General features: G+C 69.5%; 17 protein-coding genes. 11 read left to right on the top strand and 6 right to left on the bottom strand.

The window, feature by feature from the left end:
* Positions 1-2: 2 nt before the first annotated feature.
* On the bottom strand, positions 3-968 hold the full coding sequence (locus H7J86_RS31065) for an alpha/beta hydrolase (protein WP_267295640.1): 966 nt from the start codon (positions 966-968) through the stop codon (positions 3-5).
* Here H7J86_RS31065 and H7J86_RS31060 point away from each other — a divergent pair.
* Together H7J86_RS31060 and H7J86_RS31055 are read left to right on the top strand one after the other, a co-directional pair.
* Positions 967-1,665: a lysoplasmalogenase gene (locus H7J86_RS31060; RefSeq protein ID WP_267295639.1), complete on the top strand. Its 699-nt coding sequence runs from the start codon at positions 967-969 to the stop codon at positions 1,663-1,665. The genes H7J86_RS31065 and H7J86_RS31060 overlap by 2 nt on opposite strands.
* Positions 1,666-1,703: 38 nt before the next feature.
* Positions 1,704-3,650, top strand: coding sequence for a primosomal protein N' (locus H7J86_RS31055; protein WP_267295794.1), 1,947 nt, complete (start codon positions 1,704-1,706; stop codon positions 3,648-3,650).
* 43 nt (positions 3,651-3,693) lie between these two features.
* Here the strand turns inward: H7J86_RS31055 and H7J86_RS31050 are convergent, their stop codons facing one another.
* Positions 3,694-4,734: an FAD-dependent oxidoreductase gene (locus tag H7J86_RS31050; protein WP_267295637.1), complete on the bottom strand. Its 1,041-nt coding sequence runs from the start codon at positions 4,732-4,734 to the stop codon at positions 3,694-3,696.
* Between the two features lie 157 nt (positions 4,735-4,891).
* Positions 4,892-5,830 (bottom strand): LysR family transcriptional regulator, encoded by a 939-nt coding sequence (locus tag H7J86_RS31045; protein ID WP_267295635.1) that lies wholly within the window; start codon positions 5,828-5,830, stop codon positions 4,892-4,894.
* Positions 5,831-6,024: 194 nt separating this feature from the next.
* Between H7J86_RS31045 and H7J86_RS31040 the strand changes: the two genes are divergently transcribed.
* The 8 genes from H7J86_RS31040 to H7J86_RS31005 all read left to right on the top strand — a co-directional run bounded on the left by H7J86_RS31040 (position 6,025) and on the right by H7J86_RS31005 (position 13,049).
* A complete protein-coding gene (locus H7J86_RS31040; protein ID WP_267295633.1) occupies positions 6,025-6,207 on the top strand; it encodes a hypothetical protein in 183 nt (60 codons plus the stop codon).
* Between the two features lie 118 nt (positions 6,208-6,325).
* The gene (locus tag H7J86_RS31035; RefSeq protein WP_267295631.1) at positions 6,326-8,149 is read left to right on the top strand and encodes a DUF2207 domain-containing protein; all 1,824 of its coding nucleotides are present in this window, start codon (positions 6,326-6,328) and stop codon (positions 8,147-8,149) included.
* A 7-nt stretch (positions 8,150-8,156) separates the two neighbouring features.
* On the top strand, positions 8,157-8,693 hold the full coding sequence (locus H7J86_RS31030; RefSeq protein WP_267295628.1) for a LemA family protein: 537 nt from the start codon (positions 8,157-8,159) through the stop codon (positions 8,691-8,693).
* Between the two features lie 19 nt (positions 8,694-8,712).
* Positions 8,713-9,648 (top strand): methionyl-tRNA formyltransferase, encoded by a 936-nt coding sequence (gene fmt / locus H7J86_RS31025; protein WP_267295626.1) that lies wholly within the window; start codon positions 8,713-8,715, stop codon positions 9,646-9,648.
* The gene (locus H7J86_RS31020) at positions 9,645-11,045 is read left to right on the top strand and encodes an RsmB/NOP family class I SAM-dependent RNA methyltransferase (RefSeq protein WP_267295624.1); all 1,401 of its coding nucleotides are present in this window, start codon (positions 9,645-9,647) and stop codon (positions 11,043-11,045) included. Before fmt ends, H7J86_RS31020 begins: the two co-directional genes overlap by 4 nt.
* A 17-nt stretch (positions 11,046-11,062) precedes the next feature.
* The gene (gene rpe / locus H7J86_RS31015; RefSeq protein WP_090358087.1) at positions 11,063-11,770 is read left to right on the top strand and encodes a ribulose-phosphate 3-epimerase; all 708 of its coding nucleotides are present in this window, start codon (positions 11,063-11,065) and stop codon (positions 11,768-11,770) included.
* A complete protein-coding gene (gene ribD, locus H7J86_RS31010; RefSeq protein ID WP_267295622.1) occupies positions 11,767-12,774 on the top strand; it encodes a bifunctional diaminohydroxyphosphoribosylaminopyrimidine deaminase/5-amino-6-(5-phosphoribosylamino)uracil reductase RibD in 1,008 nt (335 codons plus the stop codon). The genes rpe and ribD overlap by 4 nt, the downstream gene beginning before the upstream one ends.
* A 125-nt stretch (positions 12,775-12,899) precedes the next feature.
* Positions 12,900-13,049, top strand: coding sequence for a hypothetical protein (locus H7J86_RS31005; RefSeq protein WP_170847259.1), 150 nt, complete (start codon positions 12,900-12,902; stop codon positions 13,047-13,049).
* Position 13,050: 1 nt separating this feature from the next.
* Here the strand turns inward: H7J86_RS31005 and H7J86_RS31000 are convergent, their stop codons facing one another.
* Together H7J86_RS31000 and H7J86_RS30995 are read right to left on the bottom strand one after the other, a co-directional pair.
* Positions 13,051-14,640, bottom strand: coding sequence for an MFS transporter (locus tag H7J86_RS31000; protein ID WP_267295620.1), 1,590 nt, complete (start codon positions 14,638-14,640; stop codon positions 13,051-13,053).
* A complete protein-coding gene (locus H7J86_RS30995) occupies positions 14,640-15,365 on the bottom strand; it encodes an LppX_LprAFG lipoprotein (RefSeq protein ID WP_090358261.1) in 726 nt (241 codons plus the stop codon). The genes H7J86_RS31000 and H7J86_RS30995 overlap by 1 nt, the downstream gene beginning before the upstream one ends.
* Positions 15,366-15,436: 71 nt before the next feature.
* Here H7J86_RS30995 and H7J86_RS30990 point away from each other — a divergent pair, with 71 nt between their 5' ends.
* Positions 15,437-16,081, top strand: a complete 645-nt coding sequence (locus tag H7J86_RS30990) for a riboflavin synthase (RefSeq protein WP_267295618.1) — start codon at positions 15,437-15,439, stop codon at positions 16,079-16,081.
* A gap of 187 nt (positions 16,082-16,268) precedes the next feature.
* Here the strand turns inward: H7J86_RS30990 and H7J86_RS33485 are convergent, their stop codons facing one another.
* On the bottom strand, positions 16,269-16,709 hold the full coding sequence (locus H7J86_RS33485) for a hypothetical protein (RefSeq protein ID WP_267295616.1): 441 nt from the start codon (positions 16,707-16,709) through the stop codon (positions 16,269-16,271).
* Between the last annotated feature and the right edge of the window lie 14 nt (positions 16,710-16,723).

Raw genomic sequence — 16,723 nt, 5'->3', positions numbered from 1 at the left:
CGTCAGGCTAACGCGGCCCGCAGCGCGGCCAACCCGCGGTCGACGGCGTCGGTCGCGGCCGGCACCACCCCGTGATAGCCGAGGTAACCGTGCACCAGGGTCTGGGCGAGGTGGACCTCGGCGGGCACACCCGCGGACTCCAGCAGCTCGCCGAAGCGCACACCGTCGTCGCGCAGCGGGTCGTAGCCCGCGACCGCGATATAGGCGGGTGCCACCCCGGCCAGGGATTCGGCGCGGGCCGGGACCAGCGTGGCCGGTGGGTTGCGCAGGTCGGTGTCGCCGGCGTACAGCAGGGAGAACCCGCCGATATCCGCACGGCCCAGGATCGGGGCGTCGGCGTTCTCGCGGAACGAGGGGAGTGAGGTGTCCCAGGTGGTGGCCGGGTACCACAGCAGCTGCAACCGCAGCGGGATGCCGGCATCGCGGGCCAGCAGCGCCACCACGGCCGCCAGGTTGCCGCCGGCCGAATCACCGGCCACGGCAAGGCGTTCCGGATCGGCCCCGAGCTCACCGGCGTGGGCGGCTACCCATTGCGTCACCGCCCAGACATCGTCGACGGCGGCCGGATACGGATGCTCGGGGGCCAGCCGGTAGTCCACCGACACCACCATCGCGCCGGTGGCGACGGCGTGCTCGCGTGCGGTGCCGTCGTAGCTGTCCAGGTCGCCGACCACCCAGCCACCGCCGTGGAAGAAGAGGGTCACCGGCGGGCGGGAGCGGAGCGACTCGGGGATGGATACCGGCGGGCTTGCCTCTGTGCTGTCAGGCCAGTAGATCCGGACCGGCACGTCCGCGATGGTGCGGTCCTCGGTCCGCAGGTCCGGGTGCACCGGTCGGCGCGGCAACGCGCGGAACCGTTCCCGGGCCGCCTCCGGACCACCGTCCATCGTCAATTGGAACGGCACCGCTTCCAGTACCTTTTCCAGAATGGCGTCCAGGGCGGGTCTGTCGGTATCGGATTCAGGCATGGCAACACCGTACGCAGCGCGCGCGACCCGGCTGCTGTGGGTGCTGGCGCTGGTCGCGGGTGCGGGTTACGGCGTCTTTCTCGTGACGGTGGCGGCGCGGGTCCCCGCCGGCGCCGAACTGACCGGACAGTTCGCGCTGCAACCCGCGGTGAAGGCGAGCGCGGCCGTGCTGCTCGCGGCGGCGGCACTGTGGCACCCGGTCACCCGAGAGCGGCGCTGGCTGGTGCCGGCGCTGGGCTTCTCCGCGGCCGGGGACTTCCTGTTGGCACTGCCGTGGTGGCCGCCGTCGTTCGTGCTGGGCCTGGCGGCCTTCCTGCTGGCCCACATGTGCTTCCTGACCGCGTTGTACCCCTTGGCGCGGCGCAGTCCGGTGCGCTTGGCGGCCGCCGGGGCGGTGCTCGTCGCATGTGTGGCGCTGCTGGTGTGGTTCTGGCCGAGCCTGCTCGCGCAGGGGATGGCGGCACCCGTGGTGGTCTATATCGGCGTGCTGGGCGCGATGGTGTGTGCCGCGCTGCTGGCCCGGCTGCCGACGCCGTGGACGGCGCTGGGGGCGGTGTGCTTCGCGGTGTCCGACGGGATGATCGGGATCAGCAAGTTCGTGCTGGGGTCCGAGCAGTTGGCGGTGCCGATCTGGTGGGCCTACTGCGCGTCGCTGTTGTTGATCACCGCCGGCTTCTTCTTCGGCCGCGAGCGGTGATACCCGCCGAGCACGAGCCGATCGCCCGGGTGCTGCCGATGCTGTCGGTACCGCACCTGGATCGCGAGTTCGACTATCTGGTGCCCGCCGACCAGTCCGATGACGCCCAGCCCGGGGTCCGGGTCCGGGTCCGTTTCCACGGCAGGCTGGTGGACGCCTTCGTTCTCGAAAGACGTTCGGACACCGACCATTCCGGGAAACTCGGTTGGCTGGACCGGGTGGTCTCGGCCGAACCGGTGCTGACCCCGGAGGTGCGGCGGCTGGTCGACGCGGTGGCCGCCCGCTACGCGGGCACCCGGGCCGATGTGCTGCGGCTGGCGGTGCCGCCGCGCCACGCCCGGGCCGAGAAGCAGGTGACCGCCGAGCTGCCGCCGTTGGCCGAGCGGGTCATCGACGAATCCGCCTGGGAGGCGTACGGGCGCGGCGGGCAGTTCCTGGCCGCGATCCGGGAAGGCCGGGCCGCGCGTGCGGTGTGGCAGGCGCTGCCGGGGGAGATGTGGGCGCAGCGGCTCGCCGAGGCGGCCGCGGCGGCGGTGCAGGGCGGGCGCGGTGCGCTCATCGTGGTACCGGATCAGCGCGATGTGGACGCGGTGCACACCGCTGCGCTCGAACTGCTGGCCGAACCCGAGGTGGTCGCGCTGTCCGCGGGGCTCGGCCCGTCACAACGGTACCGCCGCTGGCTTTCGGTGCTGCGCGGTCAGGCCCGGCTGGTGATCGGCACCCGCAGTGCGGTGTTCGCTCCGGTCGCCGACCTCGGCCTGGTGGCCATCTGGGACGACGGTGACGACACCCTGTCCGAACCGCGAGCCCCGTACCCGCATGCCCGTGAGGTTGCCATGCTGCGCGCCCATCAACTGCGCTGCGCGGCACTGCTCGGCGGTTACGCCAGAACGGCCGAGGCGCACGCCCTGGTACGCAGCCGCTGGGCCCATGACCTGGTGGCCACCCGGGCGGTGGTGCGGGCCCGGGCCCCGCGGGTGGTCGCGGTCGACGACAGTGCATTCGACCAGGAGCGCGACCCCGCGGCGCGCACCGCGCGGGTCCCGTCGATGGCACTGAGGGCGGCCCGCACGGCGCTGGCGGCCGGGCACCCGGTACTGGTGCAGGTGCCGCGCCGCGGGTACATCCCGGCACTCGCGTGCGCCCGGTGCCGCACCGTGGCCCGCTGCCGGCACTGCACCGGGCCGATGTCACTGCCCGACCGCGACACCCACGGTGCGGTGTGCCGCTGGTGTGCCCGCACCGAACTGTCGCTGCGGTGCGTCAGTTGCGGATCGGATGCGGTGCGCGCCGTGGTGGTCGGGGCCCGCCGTACCGCCGAGGAACTGGGCCGCGCGCTGCCCGGGTCGGTGGTCATCACCTCCGGTGGCGATTCGGTGCTGTCCACGGTGCGCGAGGGCCCCGCCGTCGTCGTCGCCACACCGGGCGCCGAGCCCGTCGCCCCGGGTGGCTACGGGGCTGCGCTGCTGCTGGACGGCTGGGCGCTGCTGGGCCGCCAGGATCTGCGCGCGGCCGAGGATGCCCTGCGCCGCTGGATGGCCGCGTCCGCCCTGGTGCGCAGCCGCGCCGACGGGGGAATGGTGGCCGTCATCGCCGAGTCGGTGATTCCGACCGTGCAATCACTGATCCGCTGGGATCCCTTGGGCCATGCCGAAACCGAGCTCGAGGCCCGCACCGAGGTGGGGCTGCCGCCGGCCGTGCATCTCGCGGTGCTCGACGGGACCCCCGACGCCGTCGCCGCCCTGCTGGACGCCACCACGCTGCCCGCCGGCGCCGAACCGCTCGGACCGGTGGATCTGCCGCCGGGCGCCCGCCGGCCGCCCGGTGTCGCGGTGGACAGTCCGATCAGCCGGATGCTGGTGCGGGTGCCCCGTGACACCGGCCTGGAACTCGCCGCTGCGCTGCGCAAGGCGATCAACACGATGTCCGCCCGCCACGATCAGCAGCCGGTGCGGGTGCAGATCGACCCGCTGCACATCGGGTGATCACCGGAGGACGGCCTACTGCCGCGTGCGTGCTGGGTCACCGTCAGGCGCCGTAGTGCAACCAGATGGGCAGGCACACGTCGAGTTGTTCGATGAACTTCTCCAGACCGACCCGGTGTTCACCGAATCCGGTGGGGTCCACCCGGTACCCCGGAAAGGCGATACCGATACCGAACAGTCCCGGCGCAATGATGCCGTTGGACGCGTTGTGTTGCAGCGGTCCCCACTGCGGCGCGTCGATCCGCCGAGGCTCGAACCCCACGGTGTAGACCACCTGATCGCACTGGCCCAACAACTCGTCGAACCGCGGGTCGCCGACGTGGCAACGCTCCAGCCGCTCGGGCAGCTGCCCGTCGAGATTCTCCCGGGCCCATTGGGCCGCACGGCCTTTCAACCCGGTGTCGTCGAACAGCGTCCAGTCGCCGAACTCGACGGCGTACCGGAGCGGATGCTGGTAGAAGTTGACGATCTTGGCCACGGGTTGGCGCAGCAGATTGGGCAACACCAGCATGGTCGAATGCGACGAGCCGAACACCGCGACCGTCGCACCCTCGAGCGGCTCGGCGCCCAGCTTGTGCACGTCCACGGCCACGTCGAGCGGAATCTCCCGAACCCCTGGATAGTCCAGCCTGCGCGCGTCGGACCCGATGGCCAGCACCACATTGTCCGAGGTGAGCACCGACCCCTCGGTGTGCACCGCCCAGCGCCGCTGATGTAACTCCAGACGGGTGGCGGTGGCCTTGACGGTGACCACCCGCTCGGCCAGGCGGCCAGTGATCCATTGCAGCGGCTCGGCGACGGAACCGAGCGAACAGGTCTGGCGCGGATCGAATCCCCGGATCGCGAAATCGGGGCCCTGCCGGAACTGGAATGCCGAGCTGGCTTCCAAGAAGTGCGTGAAGCCACTCACCCGGGTGTTGCTCGAGACGACGGACCATTTGACCCCGAAATCGCCGACGGCGAATTCCGGGTCCACCCATGCGATTTCGTCAGGTGCGATACCGCTGTCGATCAGGCGGCCGACCGTGGCGATCCCGGCCGGCCCGGCTCCGATGACGGTCCACCGGAAGTGCGTCGGATGCATGATTGTGGCTCCTTCGATGCGAAGTCGGCGACTGCACTGCCGTGCTGGTCGCGTGGTGCCGTCGAGCACCACATACTCATCCTCGGATCGAGCAGCGGCCGGCGGTACGGGTGCCGGCTTTGTGGACCCACAAACGACGTTTGTGGGATGACCGCACTCAGGTCTGCATGGTGCCGATATGGCCGAGGAGATCGCGAACCGCACCGGCCGGGGGCGTGCGTCCACCGATCCAGATGGCCCGAAGGTCTCGGCGCAGATCCAGCTCGGGAATGGCCACCTCACGCAGCCGTCCGAAGGCGAGATCGTCGGCCACCGTGAGCCGGCTCATCACCGCGGGTGCCTGGCTGGCCAGCACCGCCGCACGAACGGCTGCCGCCGAGGACAGCTCCATCAGGGGAGTCACCTGGTCGGTGGGATCGTATCCGGCCCGTTGAAAGGCCGCGATGAGCGAGTCCCGGGTGCCCGATCCCGCTTCACGGCAGATCAGCGGGGTCTGTGCCAGCTCGGCGGGGGTGATTGCCCGTGTCCGCCGAGCCCATTTGTGGCCGGCGGCGACCACGACCACCAGCTCATCGCGGGCGACCACCCGGGTGCGCACTCCGGAGGGCACGGCGGGACTCTCGACGAACCCGACGTCGGCCGCGCCACCGGTGACATCGGCGATGGCGTGATCGCTGTTGGTGGCGGTCAATGTCACCTCGGGGGCGGGTGCCCCGCGTCGTACCGCCGCGGCCTGCAGTGACACCAGCCAGCGCGGCAGCAACTGCTCGGCGACCGTCTGGCTGGCCGAGATCTTGATACGGCTACGGGACTCCGCACGCAGCGAAGCCAATCCGGCATCCACGTGCGCGGCGATGTCGAGCAGTTGACGGGCCCATTCGGCCACGACCACACCGGGTGGCGTCAGCTGTGAACCGCGCGGTGTGCGGACCGCGAGCTTCACCCCGGTCTGCGCCTCCATCGACGCCAGCCGGGCCGACACGGCTTGCTGGGTCAACCCGATCTTGCGGGCCGCCGCGCCGAGGCTGCCCGTTTCGGCGATGGCCACCAGAACCTCGAATTCGGCGAGGTTTGGCATCCGCGAACTCAAAGCCATGCACTCGATGAAAGCACAGGGCGCGACATGGCGGCTGGGTGAGCTCGCGTCGGCGCGGCGAGTCACAACCAGAGTTTGTGAACCGACAGGGACCGGACCACTACTGCGGCCCCCGATATCGGCGAATCGTGAATATCGCTACCGCACAACCGATATAGGAGGAACCAGAGATGATTCTCAAAAAGAAGGCAACCATGGCAATGCTGGCACCCGTGGCCGCGGCTGTGGCGATCGCGCTCGCGCCCGTCGGCGGCGTCGGTGTCGATCCCGGTACGGCATACGGCACCAACCCGACGACCTCCACCGTGCCCACCTACCACGTGGACAACCAGGACGAGGTGGATACCTCCGGCGGATTCGTCGATCAGGCGTTCTGAGCGCCGCCCCACCCGAGACCCTGCGGCGGGGACCCGGCTGCGTCGGTAGAACCGGTTGTATGGGCAAAACGGCGCACGCCACATAAGGTAGGGCACAGCCAATGCACAGGAGGTGGGTATGGGGCGACTGTTCCGATGGTCGATCCTGTTGGTGCTCATCACGTTTGGCTTCCTGTGGCCGGTGATCTTCAGCGGCGGCGCGGGCTCGGCGACCACCGTCGACGACCCGGTGGAGATCGCCGACTACACCGCCTCCTACACGGTGGACGCCGCCGGCCGGCTCGAAGCGGTAGAGACCATCACCGGCGAGTTCCCCAGTGGCCGGCACGGCATCTTCCGCTACTGGGACGTCGCCAACCCCAACAGCCCCCGGGTACGCCAGGTGCCGCAGATCGAGTCGATCCTGATGGACGGCGAGCCCGCGCCCTACCGGATGCTGTGGGAGGACGGCGAGCGGTTCCGGGTGGCCAAGATCGGCTCGCCGGACGTCACCCTGGACTGGGGCAGGCATGTCTTCGAGATCCGCTACCACATCGACGGGGTACTGGACCCGGGAAAGGTGGGCGCGGACAAGCGTTTCGCGTCGACGACCGGCCGGCCGCTGGCCGAGACCGCCTTCTACTGGAACGTGATCGCGCCGTCCTGGAACAACATCATCCACCGGGTGAACATCACCGTGACGCTGCCGGCGAAGGTCGTCGGTGCCCAGTGCGCGGTGGGTTACGGCACCGGGCGCGAGTGCACCGATCTGACGGTGCGCGGTGACACGGTGACGCTGCGGGCCACCGGATTGCAGCCCCGCACCCCGGTCACCCTGCGTGCCGGTATCGACATGCCCACCCCGGCGCGCACCCAACTGCTGTGGCCCTATCAGTACGACCGGGTGCTCGGGCAGTCGCCGGTCCGCGTGGTCGTACTGATCGGGTTGTCGGTGCTCGCCGGTGCGGCCGCGGTGTGGGCCCACCGCGCCACGGTGGAGCCCGCACCGGGATTTCCGCTGCAGTACGCACCCCCGCCCGGCCTGGGGCCGGTGCAGTGCGAATACATCCGCACCGAGGCCGTCCCGAAAGACGGTCTGACGGCGACGCTGTTCTATCTGGCCGAGCGCAAGCTGGTGGACCTGCGCCAGGTCAACAAGAAACAGTGGAATGTCACCGGTATCGCCAAACCCGCCGAGTGGGCCGACGTGGATCAGGTGAGTGTGGCGGTCGGTTCGGCGCTCAAAGTCATCGGGCAGGGCACCGAGTTCGAGGCCAAGAAGACGGCCACGGCGGGTAAGAAGCTCACCAAGGCCAAGACCGATATGACCGAAGCCGTCCGCGAATGGGCGACCGACGACGGTCTGGTGGTCAAACGCCGGAAGGAACTGTGGGTGCGCACGGCCAACGCGGTCGCGGCGATCCTGATGGTGTGCGGTTTCTTCCGGTGGGGTTTCCCGATCACGCTGTGGGCGTTGCCGTTCGTGGTGTTCTTCCTGCTGTCGGTGCGTTCGTGGGCCGCCGGTGTCGGCAGCCGGCGCACCGAGGCCGGGCGTCAACTGTGGTCGCAGGCCGGTGGCTTTCACCGCCTGCTGGCCACGGACTCGGCCGAGACGCGTTTCGACTTCGCGGCCCGCAAGGACCTCTACACCGCCTATGTGCCGTTCGCGGTGGCCGCCGGAGTCGCGGCGCTGTGGGCGCAGAAGTATCAGACGGCGACGGGAGCGGTTGCCCCGCAGCCGGATTGGTATCACTCGTCCTCGGATTCGACGCGTGATTCGGCATCGTTCTCCGGTTCGTCGGGACCGAATTTCGACAGTTTCGAATCGGCGTTGTCCTCGTCGATCGGTGCGTACACCGCATCGCAGTCATCGTCCTCCTCGAGTGGCAGCAGTAGCAGTAGTAGCAGCTCCAGCGGGGGTGGCGGCGGCGGTGGCGGCGGAGGTGGCGGAGGCTCGTGGTGAGGAAGACATGGTGAGATTCCTGCTGATCTTGGTGCTGCTGCTCGCGGTGGCGGTGCTGATCGGATTCGTGGCGGGTTACAACAAGCTGCGCGGCGCGGATATCCGGGTGGCCGAGGCACTGTCCGGTATCGATGTCGAGTTGACCCGGCGGGCCGCCCTGATCCCCAGCCTGGTGCACATCGTCGGGTCGTTCGCCGCCCACGAGAAGGCGATCCTCGACCACGTGACAGATGCGCGCGCCGAACTGACCGCGGCCACCACCGGAACCTCGGTGACCCAGCGCAGCGCCGCCGAGCGGCACCTGGACGATGCAGTCGGTCAGGTGCTCGCGCTGGGGCAGAGCTACCCGCAGCTCAACTCGTCGAGCAACTTCCTGGATCTGCAGCGCAATCTCACCGACACCGAGAACAAGCTGGCCTTCGCCCGGCAGTACTACAACGATGCGGTGGCCACCGTGAATCGGCTCATCGCCACCATGCCGTGGATGTTCGTCGCGCCGCTGGCCGGGGTGAGCGAGCGGGAGTTCTATCAGGCGCCGCGCTAGCGGGCCCTAGACTGTCTCGGTGCGTCTCGTCTTCGCCGGTACACCGGAACCCACGCTACCGTCGCTGCGGAAGCTCATCGACTCACCTCGTCACGAGGTGGTCGCCGTGCTGACCCGCCCGGACGCGGCGGCCGGGCGGCGCGGCACCCCGGCGCCGTCGCCGGTGGCGCAACTGGCGGCCGAACACGGCATCCCCGTCCTCAAACCGGCCAAGCCCAACAGCGCTGAATTCGTCTCGGAGCTGGCCGAATTCGCGCCGGAGGCGTGTGCGGTCGTGGCCTACGGTGCCCTGCTGCGCGACGAACTGCTCGCGGTGCCCACCCACGGCTGGATCAATCTGCACTTCTCCCTGCTGCCGGCCTGGCGCGGCGCGGCGCCGGTGCAGGCCGCGATCGCCGCCGGCGACACGCTGACCGGGGCCACCACGTTCCTGATCGAACCGGCACTGGATTCCGGACCTGTGTACGGGGTGGTGACCGAGACCATCCGGCCGACCGATACGGCGGGCGACCTGCTCGACCGTCTCGCCGTCTCCGGCGCTGGTCTGCTGGAAGCCACCATGGACGGGATCGCCGACGCCACGCTGGTGCCCAAGCTGCAACCGGCCGACGGAATCACCGTGGCGCCCAAGATCACCGTCGAAGAGGCCCGGGTGCGCTGGGAACTGCCGGCCCACGTCGTGGACCGCCGGATCCGCGCCGTGACCCCCAATCCGGGCGCGTGGACCACGATCGGTGACACCCGGCTCAAGGTCGGGCCGGTGACCGTGGACCAGGACCGGCAGGGCGAGCCCCTGGCCCCCGGACAGTTCGAGGTGGGCCGCCGCGATGTGTGGGTGGGCAGCGGATCACAGGCATTGCGGCTCAGCTGGATTCAGCCGCCCGGAAAGAAACCGATGAAGGCTGCGGACTGGGCACGCGGTGCCCGGCTCGACGAGGAGACGCGCGCACAATGAGCCGGTACCACGACCAGAACAAGCCCAAGCAACGCAAGGGGCCGCCGCGCAAGCCGCTGGACCCGGCCCGGCGGGCTGCCTTCGATGTGCTGCGCGCGGTCAGCGAGCGCGACGCGTACGCCAACCTCGCCCTGCCGGCCCTGCTGCGTGAGCGCGGGCTCTCCGGCCGTGACGCGGCGTTCGCCACCGAACTCACCTACGGCACATGCCGGACCCGCGGTCTGCTCGACGCCGTGATCGCCGCCGCGGCGGCCCGGCCGGTCGACCAGATCGACCCGGTGCTGCTGGATCTGCTGCGCCTGGGTACCTATCAGCTGCTGCGCACCCGGGTTGACGCGCATGCGGCGCTGGACACCACCGTCGATCAGGCCGGCATCGAATTCGACACGGCGCGAGCCGGTTTCGTCAACGGTGTGCTGCGCACCATCTCCGAACGCGATGAGCAGTCCTGGTTGGCCGAGATCGCCCCGCCGGCGGCGTCGGATCCAGTGGGCCACGCCGCCCTGGTGCACGCCCATCCCCGCTGGGTGGCCCAGGCGTTCGTCGATGCGCTCGGCGCCGACGCCGGGGAACTGGACGAGCTGCTGGCCAGTGACGATGCGCGACCCGTCGTGCACCTGGCGGCCCGGCCCGGGGTGCTCACCGCCGCCGAGTTGGCGGCTCAGGTGGACGGCACCGTGGGCCGGTACTCGCCGTACGCGGTGTATCTGACCGGCGGCGACCCGGGTGAGCTCACGGCGCTGCGCGACCGCGCCGCCCAGGTCCAGGACGAGGGCTCACAGCTGGTGGCCCGCGCGCTGACCCTGGCCCCGCTACAGGGCGAGGACGACGGCCGCTGGCTGGATCTGTGTTCCGGGCCCGGCGGTAAGACGGCACTGCTCGCGGCCCTCGCGGGCGACCATGCCACGGTGACGGCGGTCGAACCCACGCCGCACCGCGCCGAGCTGGTCGAGCACAACACCGTCGGCCTGGGCGTGCGCGTGCTGCGCGTCGACGGCCGCGAATCCGGGCTAGAACCCGGCAGCTTCGACCGCGTGCTGGTGGACGCACCATGCACCGGGCTGGGGGCGCTGCGGCGCCGACCCGAGGCGCGGTGGCGCCGTCAACCCGGGGATGTGCCTGCGTTGGGCAAACTGCAGAAGGAGCTGCTGGCCGCGGCGATCACCTTGACTCGTCCGGGCGGGGTGGTGCTGTACGCCACCTGCTCACCGCACCTGGCCGAAACGGTGGGCGTGGTCGCCGACGCACTGCGCCGCCGGCCCGTGCAGGCGCTGGATACCCGCGAACTGTTCGAAGGGGTGGACCGCTTGGGTGACGGGCCGTACGTACAGCTGTGGCCGCACCGGCACGGCACCGACGCGATGTTCGCGGCTGCCTTGCGGGTGAACGAAGCCTGACCAGTACGCTAACCGGCATGGCAGGCCCCTCTCCCGTCGCGTCGCTCGCCCCAGCCCCGCTCATCGCGCCGTCCATTCTGTCCGCCGATTTCGCCCGGCTGGCCGACGAAGTCGCCGCGGTGGCCGGGGCGGACTGGCTGCACGTCGATGTGATGGACAACCATTTCGTCCCGAACCTGACGCTGGGCCTTCCGGTGGTGGAGAGCCTGCTCAAGGTGACCGATATCCCGATGGACTGCCATCTGATGATCGAGAACCCCGAGCGCTGGGCCCCGCCCTACGCCGAGGCGGGCGCCTACAACGTCACCTTCCACGCCGAGGCGACCGACAATCCGGTGGCGGTGGCCCGGGATATCCGCGCGGCGGGCGCCAAGGCCGGACTGAGCGTGAAGCCGGGCACCCCGATCGACCCCTATCTGGAGATCCTGCGCGATTTCGACACGCTGCTGGTGATGTCGGTCGAGCCGGGCTTCGGTGGACAGAGCTTCATCCCCGAGGTACTGGCCAAGGTCGGCATCGTGCGCCGTCTCGTGGATGCCGGGGAGCTGCGGATCGTGGTGGAGATCGACGGCGGGATCAACGCCGACACCATCGAGGCCGCCGCCGAGGCGGGCGTGGACTGTTTCGTGGCCGGTTCGGCGGTGTACAACGCCGACGATCCTGCGGAGGCGGTGCGGCGGTTGCGCGCCCAGGCGGCAGCGGCGTCGGGCCATCTGACCCTATGACGTTCGGGGCCGCCATGCGCCAGGCCATCGAGTGCTCCGAGCAGGTGAAGGGGACCACGTACCCGAATCCTCCTGTGGGCGCGGTGATCCTGGACGCCGGCGGGCAGGTGGCCGGTATCGGTGCCACCGAACCGCCAGGCGGTGCGCACGCGGAGGTGGTGGCGCTGCGAGGGGCGGGGGAGCGCGCCCGCGGCGGTACCGCGGTGGTCACCCTCGAGCCGTGCAACCACCACGGGCGAACCCCGCCGTGCGTGGACGCTCTGCTGGCCTCCGGTGTGGCCCGGGTGGTGTACGCGGTCGGCGATCCCAACCCCGAGGCGGCCGGTGGTGCCCAGCGCCTCGGTACGGCCGGTGTCGAGGTCGTCGGCGGTGTGCACGAGGCCGAGGTCGCCGCCGGCCCGCTGCGTGAGTGGCTGCACAAGCAGCGCACCGGAATGCCGCACGTCACATGGAAATTCGCGACGAGCGTGGACGGGCGCAGTGCGGCCGCCGACGGCAGCAGCCAATGGATCACCAGTGCGGCCGCGCGACTGGATGTGCACCGGCACCGCGCGGCGGTCGACGCCATCGTGGTGGGCACCGGCACCGTGTACATCGACGATCCGACCCTCACCGCCCGGCTGCCCGACGGCACCCTGGCCGAGAGCCAGCCGCTGCGTGTGGTGGTCGGCGAGCGTGAGATCTCACCGGAAGCCAATGTGCTCAACGATGATTCGCACACCATGGTGATCCGGACCCGTGATCCGCACGAGGTCATGCGGGCGTTATCGGACCGGACCGCGGTGCTGGTCGAGGGCGGACCGACGCTGGCCGGGGCGTTCCTGCGGGCCGGGGTGATCGACCGGATCCTGGCCTATGTGGCGCCGATCCTGCTGGGTGGACCGATCACCGCCGTCGACGATGTCGGCGTGCTCAGCATCGCGGGGGCCCAGCGCTGGCGGTTCGACGGCGTCGACACGATCGGCCCCGACGTACGACTAAGCCTGGTTCCCCAGGGTTCCTGACGTTCCCTTGTGAGCGACGGCACAGTTGCCGGGTCGCGGCCCCCGTGAAAATCGGCACGCCGGTACACTTTTGGCAAAGCACTGTTATCGCCGAGACGCCCAGAGTGTGAACAAGGACGGAGACCATGACTGCCCTGCAGGACTGGCTCGGTATCGCCCCGCTGGCCCAGCGCACCGTGCGGTCATTCGTTTCGGGCGCGCTCCGTGCCACCACGCCGGCAGCACCGCCGCGCCGCGAGCCCAAGGCCATGCGGCGCGGCGTCGAGCGCTGCTGACCTACTTGGCGTGCCGCGGCGCGTCGGCCACGGGTTTGCTTGATTCCGAATCGGTTTCGACCTGATCGGCATGCTCGTTGCGGCCGCTGACGAACAGTGCGAACGCGGCACCCACCACACACACCACCGCGGTGATCAGGAAGATGCTGGCGTACTGCATGGTGTACGCCTCTCTGGTCGCCTGTCCCAGGCGCGCGCCCTGCGCGATGAGGATGCCGCCGGGCGTATCGGCCTTCGGCGCCGGCAACGCGGCCAGTCGCTCCTGCAGGTACTGGTTGAACTTGTAGAGGCCCCAGGCGCTCAGCGCGGCGATGCCGATGAGCATGCCGATCATCCGGGCGACAACCACTGCCGCCGAGGCGATCCCGTGTTCGGCGGCGGGCACCACTCGCAGGGTTGCCGAGGTCAGCGGACCGATCACCAGGCCCAGTCCGAGGCCGGCCAGTGCCAGGTCGGTGCCGAAGGTCGGGAGCGCGACGAAGCCCAGATCATGATGTGCGGACAGCACATTGGTGTCCCAATGTGACACCAGCCAATAGGCGAACGCGGCGATCAGCAGACCGACGAACCCCACCGAGCGGTCGCCGATCCGGGTGGCCACCCAGCCGCCGATCAGGGCGCCGATGGGCAGGGCGCCGAGGAACCACAGCAGCAGGAACACCGCTTCGTCCTGGCTCTTGCCCAGCACACCCTGGCCGAACAGTTCGACGTTGACCAGCGTGACCATCAGGGCGGCGCCGGCGCACAACGAGGCGCCGAGGGCGGCCAGGAACGGGCGGAAGTGCACTCCCGCGGGTTCGATCAGCCGGGTCTTGGCGAACTTCTCCCAGACGAAGAAGCCGACGGCCACCACCAGGGCGGCGATCAGGACGGGCGGCCCGTAGCTGGGCAGCACCTGCTTGCCGTCGGGGGACTGGTTGTACATGCCGACGACGGCAAGGCCCAGCGCGACGGCCAGCAGCACGCCGCCGACCACGTCGATCTTCTCGGGCTCTTTGCTGCGGTCCCGCGACGGCAAGCTGAACTGGATCAGCACCATCGCGATGAGGACCAGGGGCACGTTGATCCAGAACACGTCGCGCCACGTGCTCAGCGCCCACACCACGGCCAGGCCGTAGAGCGGTCCGAGCACGCTGCCCAGTTCCTGGGCGGCGCCGATCCCGCCGAGCACGGTGGCCCGGTTGCGGGCCGACCACAGATCGGCGGCCAGGGCGAGGGTCACCGGCAACAGCGCGCCGCTGGCGGTGCCCTGGATGACCCGGCCGATGACCAGCATGGTCAGGTCGGTGGACAGCGCGGTGACCACCGACCCGACGGCGAAGCCGATCAGACTGGCCTGTAGCAGCAGCTTGCGGCCGAACCGGTCCGAGGCCCGGCCCAACAGCGGCATCGCCGCGATATAGCCCAGCAGGTACCCGGTGATGATCGGGGTGACCTGCTGAATCTGGTTCAGCGGGATGCCGATACCCGCGGGTGGGGCCGCCATGATGTCGCGGATCACCGCGATGACGACGTAGGTGTCGAGCGCTCCGAGCAGAACCGCCAGGCCGCCCGCGCCGATCGCGAGGCTGCGGTTGGTGCGGGCCGGCATCAGGCGGCGGGTTTGTCGACGGTGACGGTCTTACCCCAGTCCGACAGCGTCATCTGAATGCTCTTGCCCTCGGCGATGTCGAACTTGACCTGCTGCAGCTGGTGGTCGCCGTCCTCGCGGATCCAGGCGGTACCGGGGATCGGTCCGGTGACCTTCAGTGCCGGAGCGATCTTGTTCATGGCGTCCGCGGGCACGGTCCCGGTGATCTTCACGGCGTCGGCGCCGTTGACCGACTCACGGCCCTCGGCCTTGGCATCGGTGAAGCTGCTCAGGATGTTGGCCAACCCGTTCTCCGGGCTCAGGATCGTCGAGATGTCGTAGATGTCGGCGGCGGGCCCGAAGTTCTCCATCGCGCCACCGGCAGTGATGGCCCCGTACAGGTTTCCGTCGGACACCACGAACTTGACGTCGGACAGCTTCTGGCCGAGGAACATGATGTCGGCCTTGCCCTGCGCGGCGACCGCGGGCTTGAGGGTCATGTCACCGGTGAGGATCGTGATCGGGAGCGACTTGATGTCCCCGGTCGTCGTCAGCACCACGTGCGCGCTCGTCTGGGCGCGAGTGGTGTCGGCGGACTGCTTCAGCAGCGTCGTGGCGTCGGGGAGTGGCGCGTTGTTGGCCTTCGGTGAGGACGAGCACCCGACGAGTCCCAGCGCGGCCAGGACTACGGCCAGGAAGGGGATCAGGAAACGGAAATGGCTGGCACGGCGTTGGCGCGTCTGCATACCCAGCATCGTATAGGTGCGGCCGGGATGGCCTGGCTCTACACCGATCACATCCCACTAACCTGGTACCCATGTTCACCGGAATCGTCGAGGAACTCGGCGAGATCATCGATATCGACAACCTCGCCGATTCGGCTCGTCTGGTCATCAAGGGGCCGGTGGTGACCTCCGATGCCGGTCACGGTGACTCGATCGCCGTCAACGGGGTGTGCCTGACGGTGGTGGAGGTGCGGCCCGACGGCGCGTTCACCGCCGATGTGATGGCCGAGACCCTCAACCGGTCGAGCCTGGGCGCCATCGGTGTCGGGAGTCAGGTGAACCTGGAGCGGGCCGCCGCCGTCAACAGCCGCCTCGGCGGCCATATCGTGCAGGGCCATGTCGACGGCACCGGCCGGGTGATCTCGCGGTCGCCGTCCGAACATTGGGAGGTGGTGCGCATCGCGCTGCCGTCCGAACTGTCCCGGTATGTGGTGGAGAAGGGCTCCATCACGGTCGACGGAATCTCGCTGACGGTGTCGGGTCTCGGGAGCGGGGCGAGCGAAGCGACGGGAAATGGCACCGGGGCGAGCGAAGCGACGGGGGACTGGTTCGAGGTGTCGCTCATCCCCACCACGTTGGCATTGACCACGCTCGGCAGAGCGGCAGTGGGCACCCCGGTGAATCTCGAAGTCGACGTCATCGCGAAGTACGTCGAGAGGCTGATGTCGGCCCGATAGCGGCGGGCACGTCCCATTGCTGGTTTACACACACTCGTCACTTCAGCAACAAGAACGTGTTGCAGGACGGGGTGTCGCGACGCGGCACATGTTTTTCTCAGGAAAAGCTGTTTTTGTATTGACGCTCGTGTTAACTTTCCCGGCAGTCAATTAAGAACCCGCTGGGTATGCCGCTGTCGAAGCGACCTCACGGTGGGCGGCCGGAAGGAACACGGGTGGCGACACATCGCAAGCGTTCAGCGAAGACGAGGAAGCGTGCTAGCGAGTTCGCAGTCGCTGCATTTCTCGGACTTTCCGTCGCAGCCGCTGCTCCCGCGATCGCCTCCGCCGACACCGGCGACGCCAAGGCCCCCAGCGGGGATTCCCCGTCGGGCACGACCGGCTCGACGACCGGCACCGGCTCGACGACCGGCACCACCGGCACCACCGGCACGGGTTCTACGACCAGCACCGGCACGGGTTCCACGACGGAAGAGACCACCGGAAGCACGGGCACCACCGGTGGCAGCACGGGCGGCAGCACGACCACCGGCTCGACCACCACCGGCACCACCAAAGAAGAGACGACCACCAGCGGGTCGACCGGCTCCTCGACCACGACGTCCACCAACGGCGGGCCGACCACCACGGTGAGCAGCTCCG

The sequence above is a fragment of the Mycobacterium hackensackense genome (assembly GCF_025822555.1).
Classification (GTDB): Bacteria; Actinomycetota; Actinomycetes; order Mycobacteriales; family Mycobacteriaceae; genus Mycobacterium; species Mycobacterium fluoranthenivorans.
The sequence above is the reverse complement of the archived record's forward strand: the minus strand, read 5'-3'. Positions and strand labels throughout refer to the sequence as shown.

Bases quoted from the DNA above. Each gene is read 5' to 3' on its own strand.
- rpe (WP_090358087.1), top strand. From the start codon at position 11,063: ATGGCAGGCCCCTCTCCCGTCGCGTCGCTCGCCCCAGCCCCGCTCATC.
- H7J86_RS31005 (WP_170847259.1), top strand. From the start codon at position 12,900: ATGACTGCCCTGCAGGACTGGCTCGGTATCGCCCCGCTGGCCCAGCGC.
- H7J86_RS31035 (WP_267295631.1), top strand. From the start codon at position 6,326: ATGGGGCGACTGTTCCGATGGTCGATCCTGTTGGTGCTCATCACGTTT.
- H7J86_RS31000 (WP_267295620.1), bottom strand. From the start codon at position 14,640: ATGCCGGCCCGCACCAACCGCAGCCTCGCGATCGGCGCGGGCGGCCTG.
- H7J86_RS31055 (WP_267295794.1), top strand. From the start codon at position 1,704: ATGCTGTCGGTACCGCACCTGGATCGCGAGTTCGACTATCTGGTGCCC.
- H7J86_RS31020 (WP_267295624.1), top strand. From the start codon at position 9,645: ATGAGCCGGTACCACGACCAGAACAAGCCCAAGCAACGCAAGGGGCCG.
- H7J86_RS31050 (WP_267295637.1), bottom strand. From the start codon at position 4,734: ATGCATCCGACGCACTTCCGGTGGACCGTCATCGGAGCCGGGCCGGCC.
- H7J86_RS31045 (WP_267295635.1), bottom strand. From the start codon at position 5,830: ATGGCTTTGAGTTCGCGGATGCCAAACCTCGCCGAATTCGAGGTTCTG.
- H7J86_RS31065 (WP_267295640.1), bottom strand. From the start codon at position 968: ATGCCTGAATCCGATACCGACAGACCCGCCCTGGACGCCATTCTGGAA.
- H7J86_RS31040 (WP_267295633.1), top strand. From the start codon at position 6,025: ATGGCAATGCTGGCACCCGTGGCCGCGGCTGTGGCGATCGCGCTCGCG.
- H7J86_RS30990 (WP_267295618.1), top strand. From the start codon at position 15,437: ATGTTCACCGGAATCGTCGAGGAACTCGGCGAGATCATCGATATCGAC.
- ribD (WP_267295622.1), top strand. From the start codon at position 11,767: ATGACGTTCGGGGCCGCCATGCGCCAGGCCATCGAGTGCTCCGAGCAG.
- H7J86_RS31030 (WP_267295628.1), top strand. From the start codon at position 8,157: ATGGTGAGATTCCTGCTGATCTTGGTGCTGCTGCTCGCGGTGGCGGTG.
- H7J86_RS31060 (WP_267295639.1), top strand. From the start codon at position 967: ATGGCAACACCGTACGCAGCGCGCGCGACCCGGCTGCTGTGGGTGCTG.
- H7J86_RS30995 (WP_090358261.1), bottom strand. From the start codon at position 15,365: ATGCAGACGCGCCAACGCCGTGCCAGCCATTTCCGTTTCCTGATCCCC.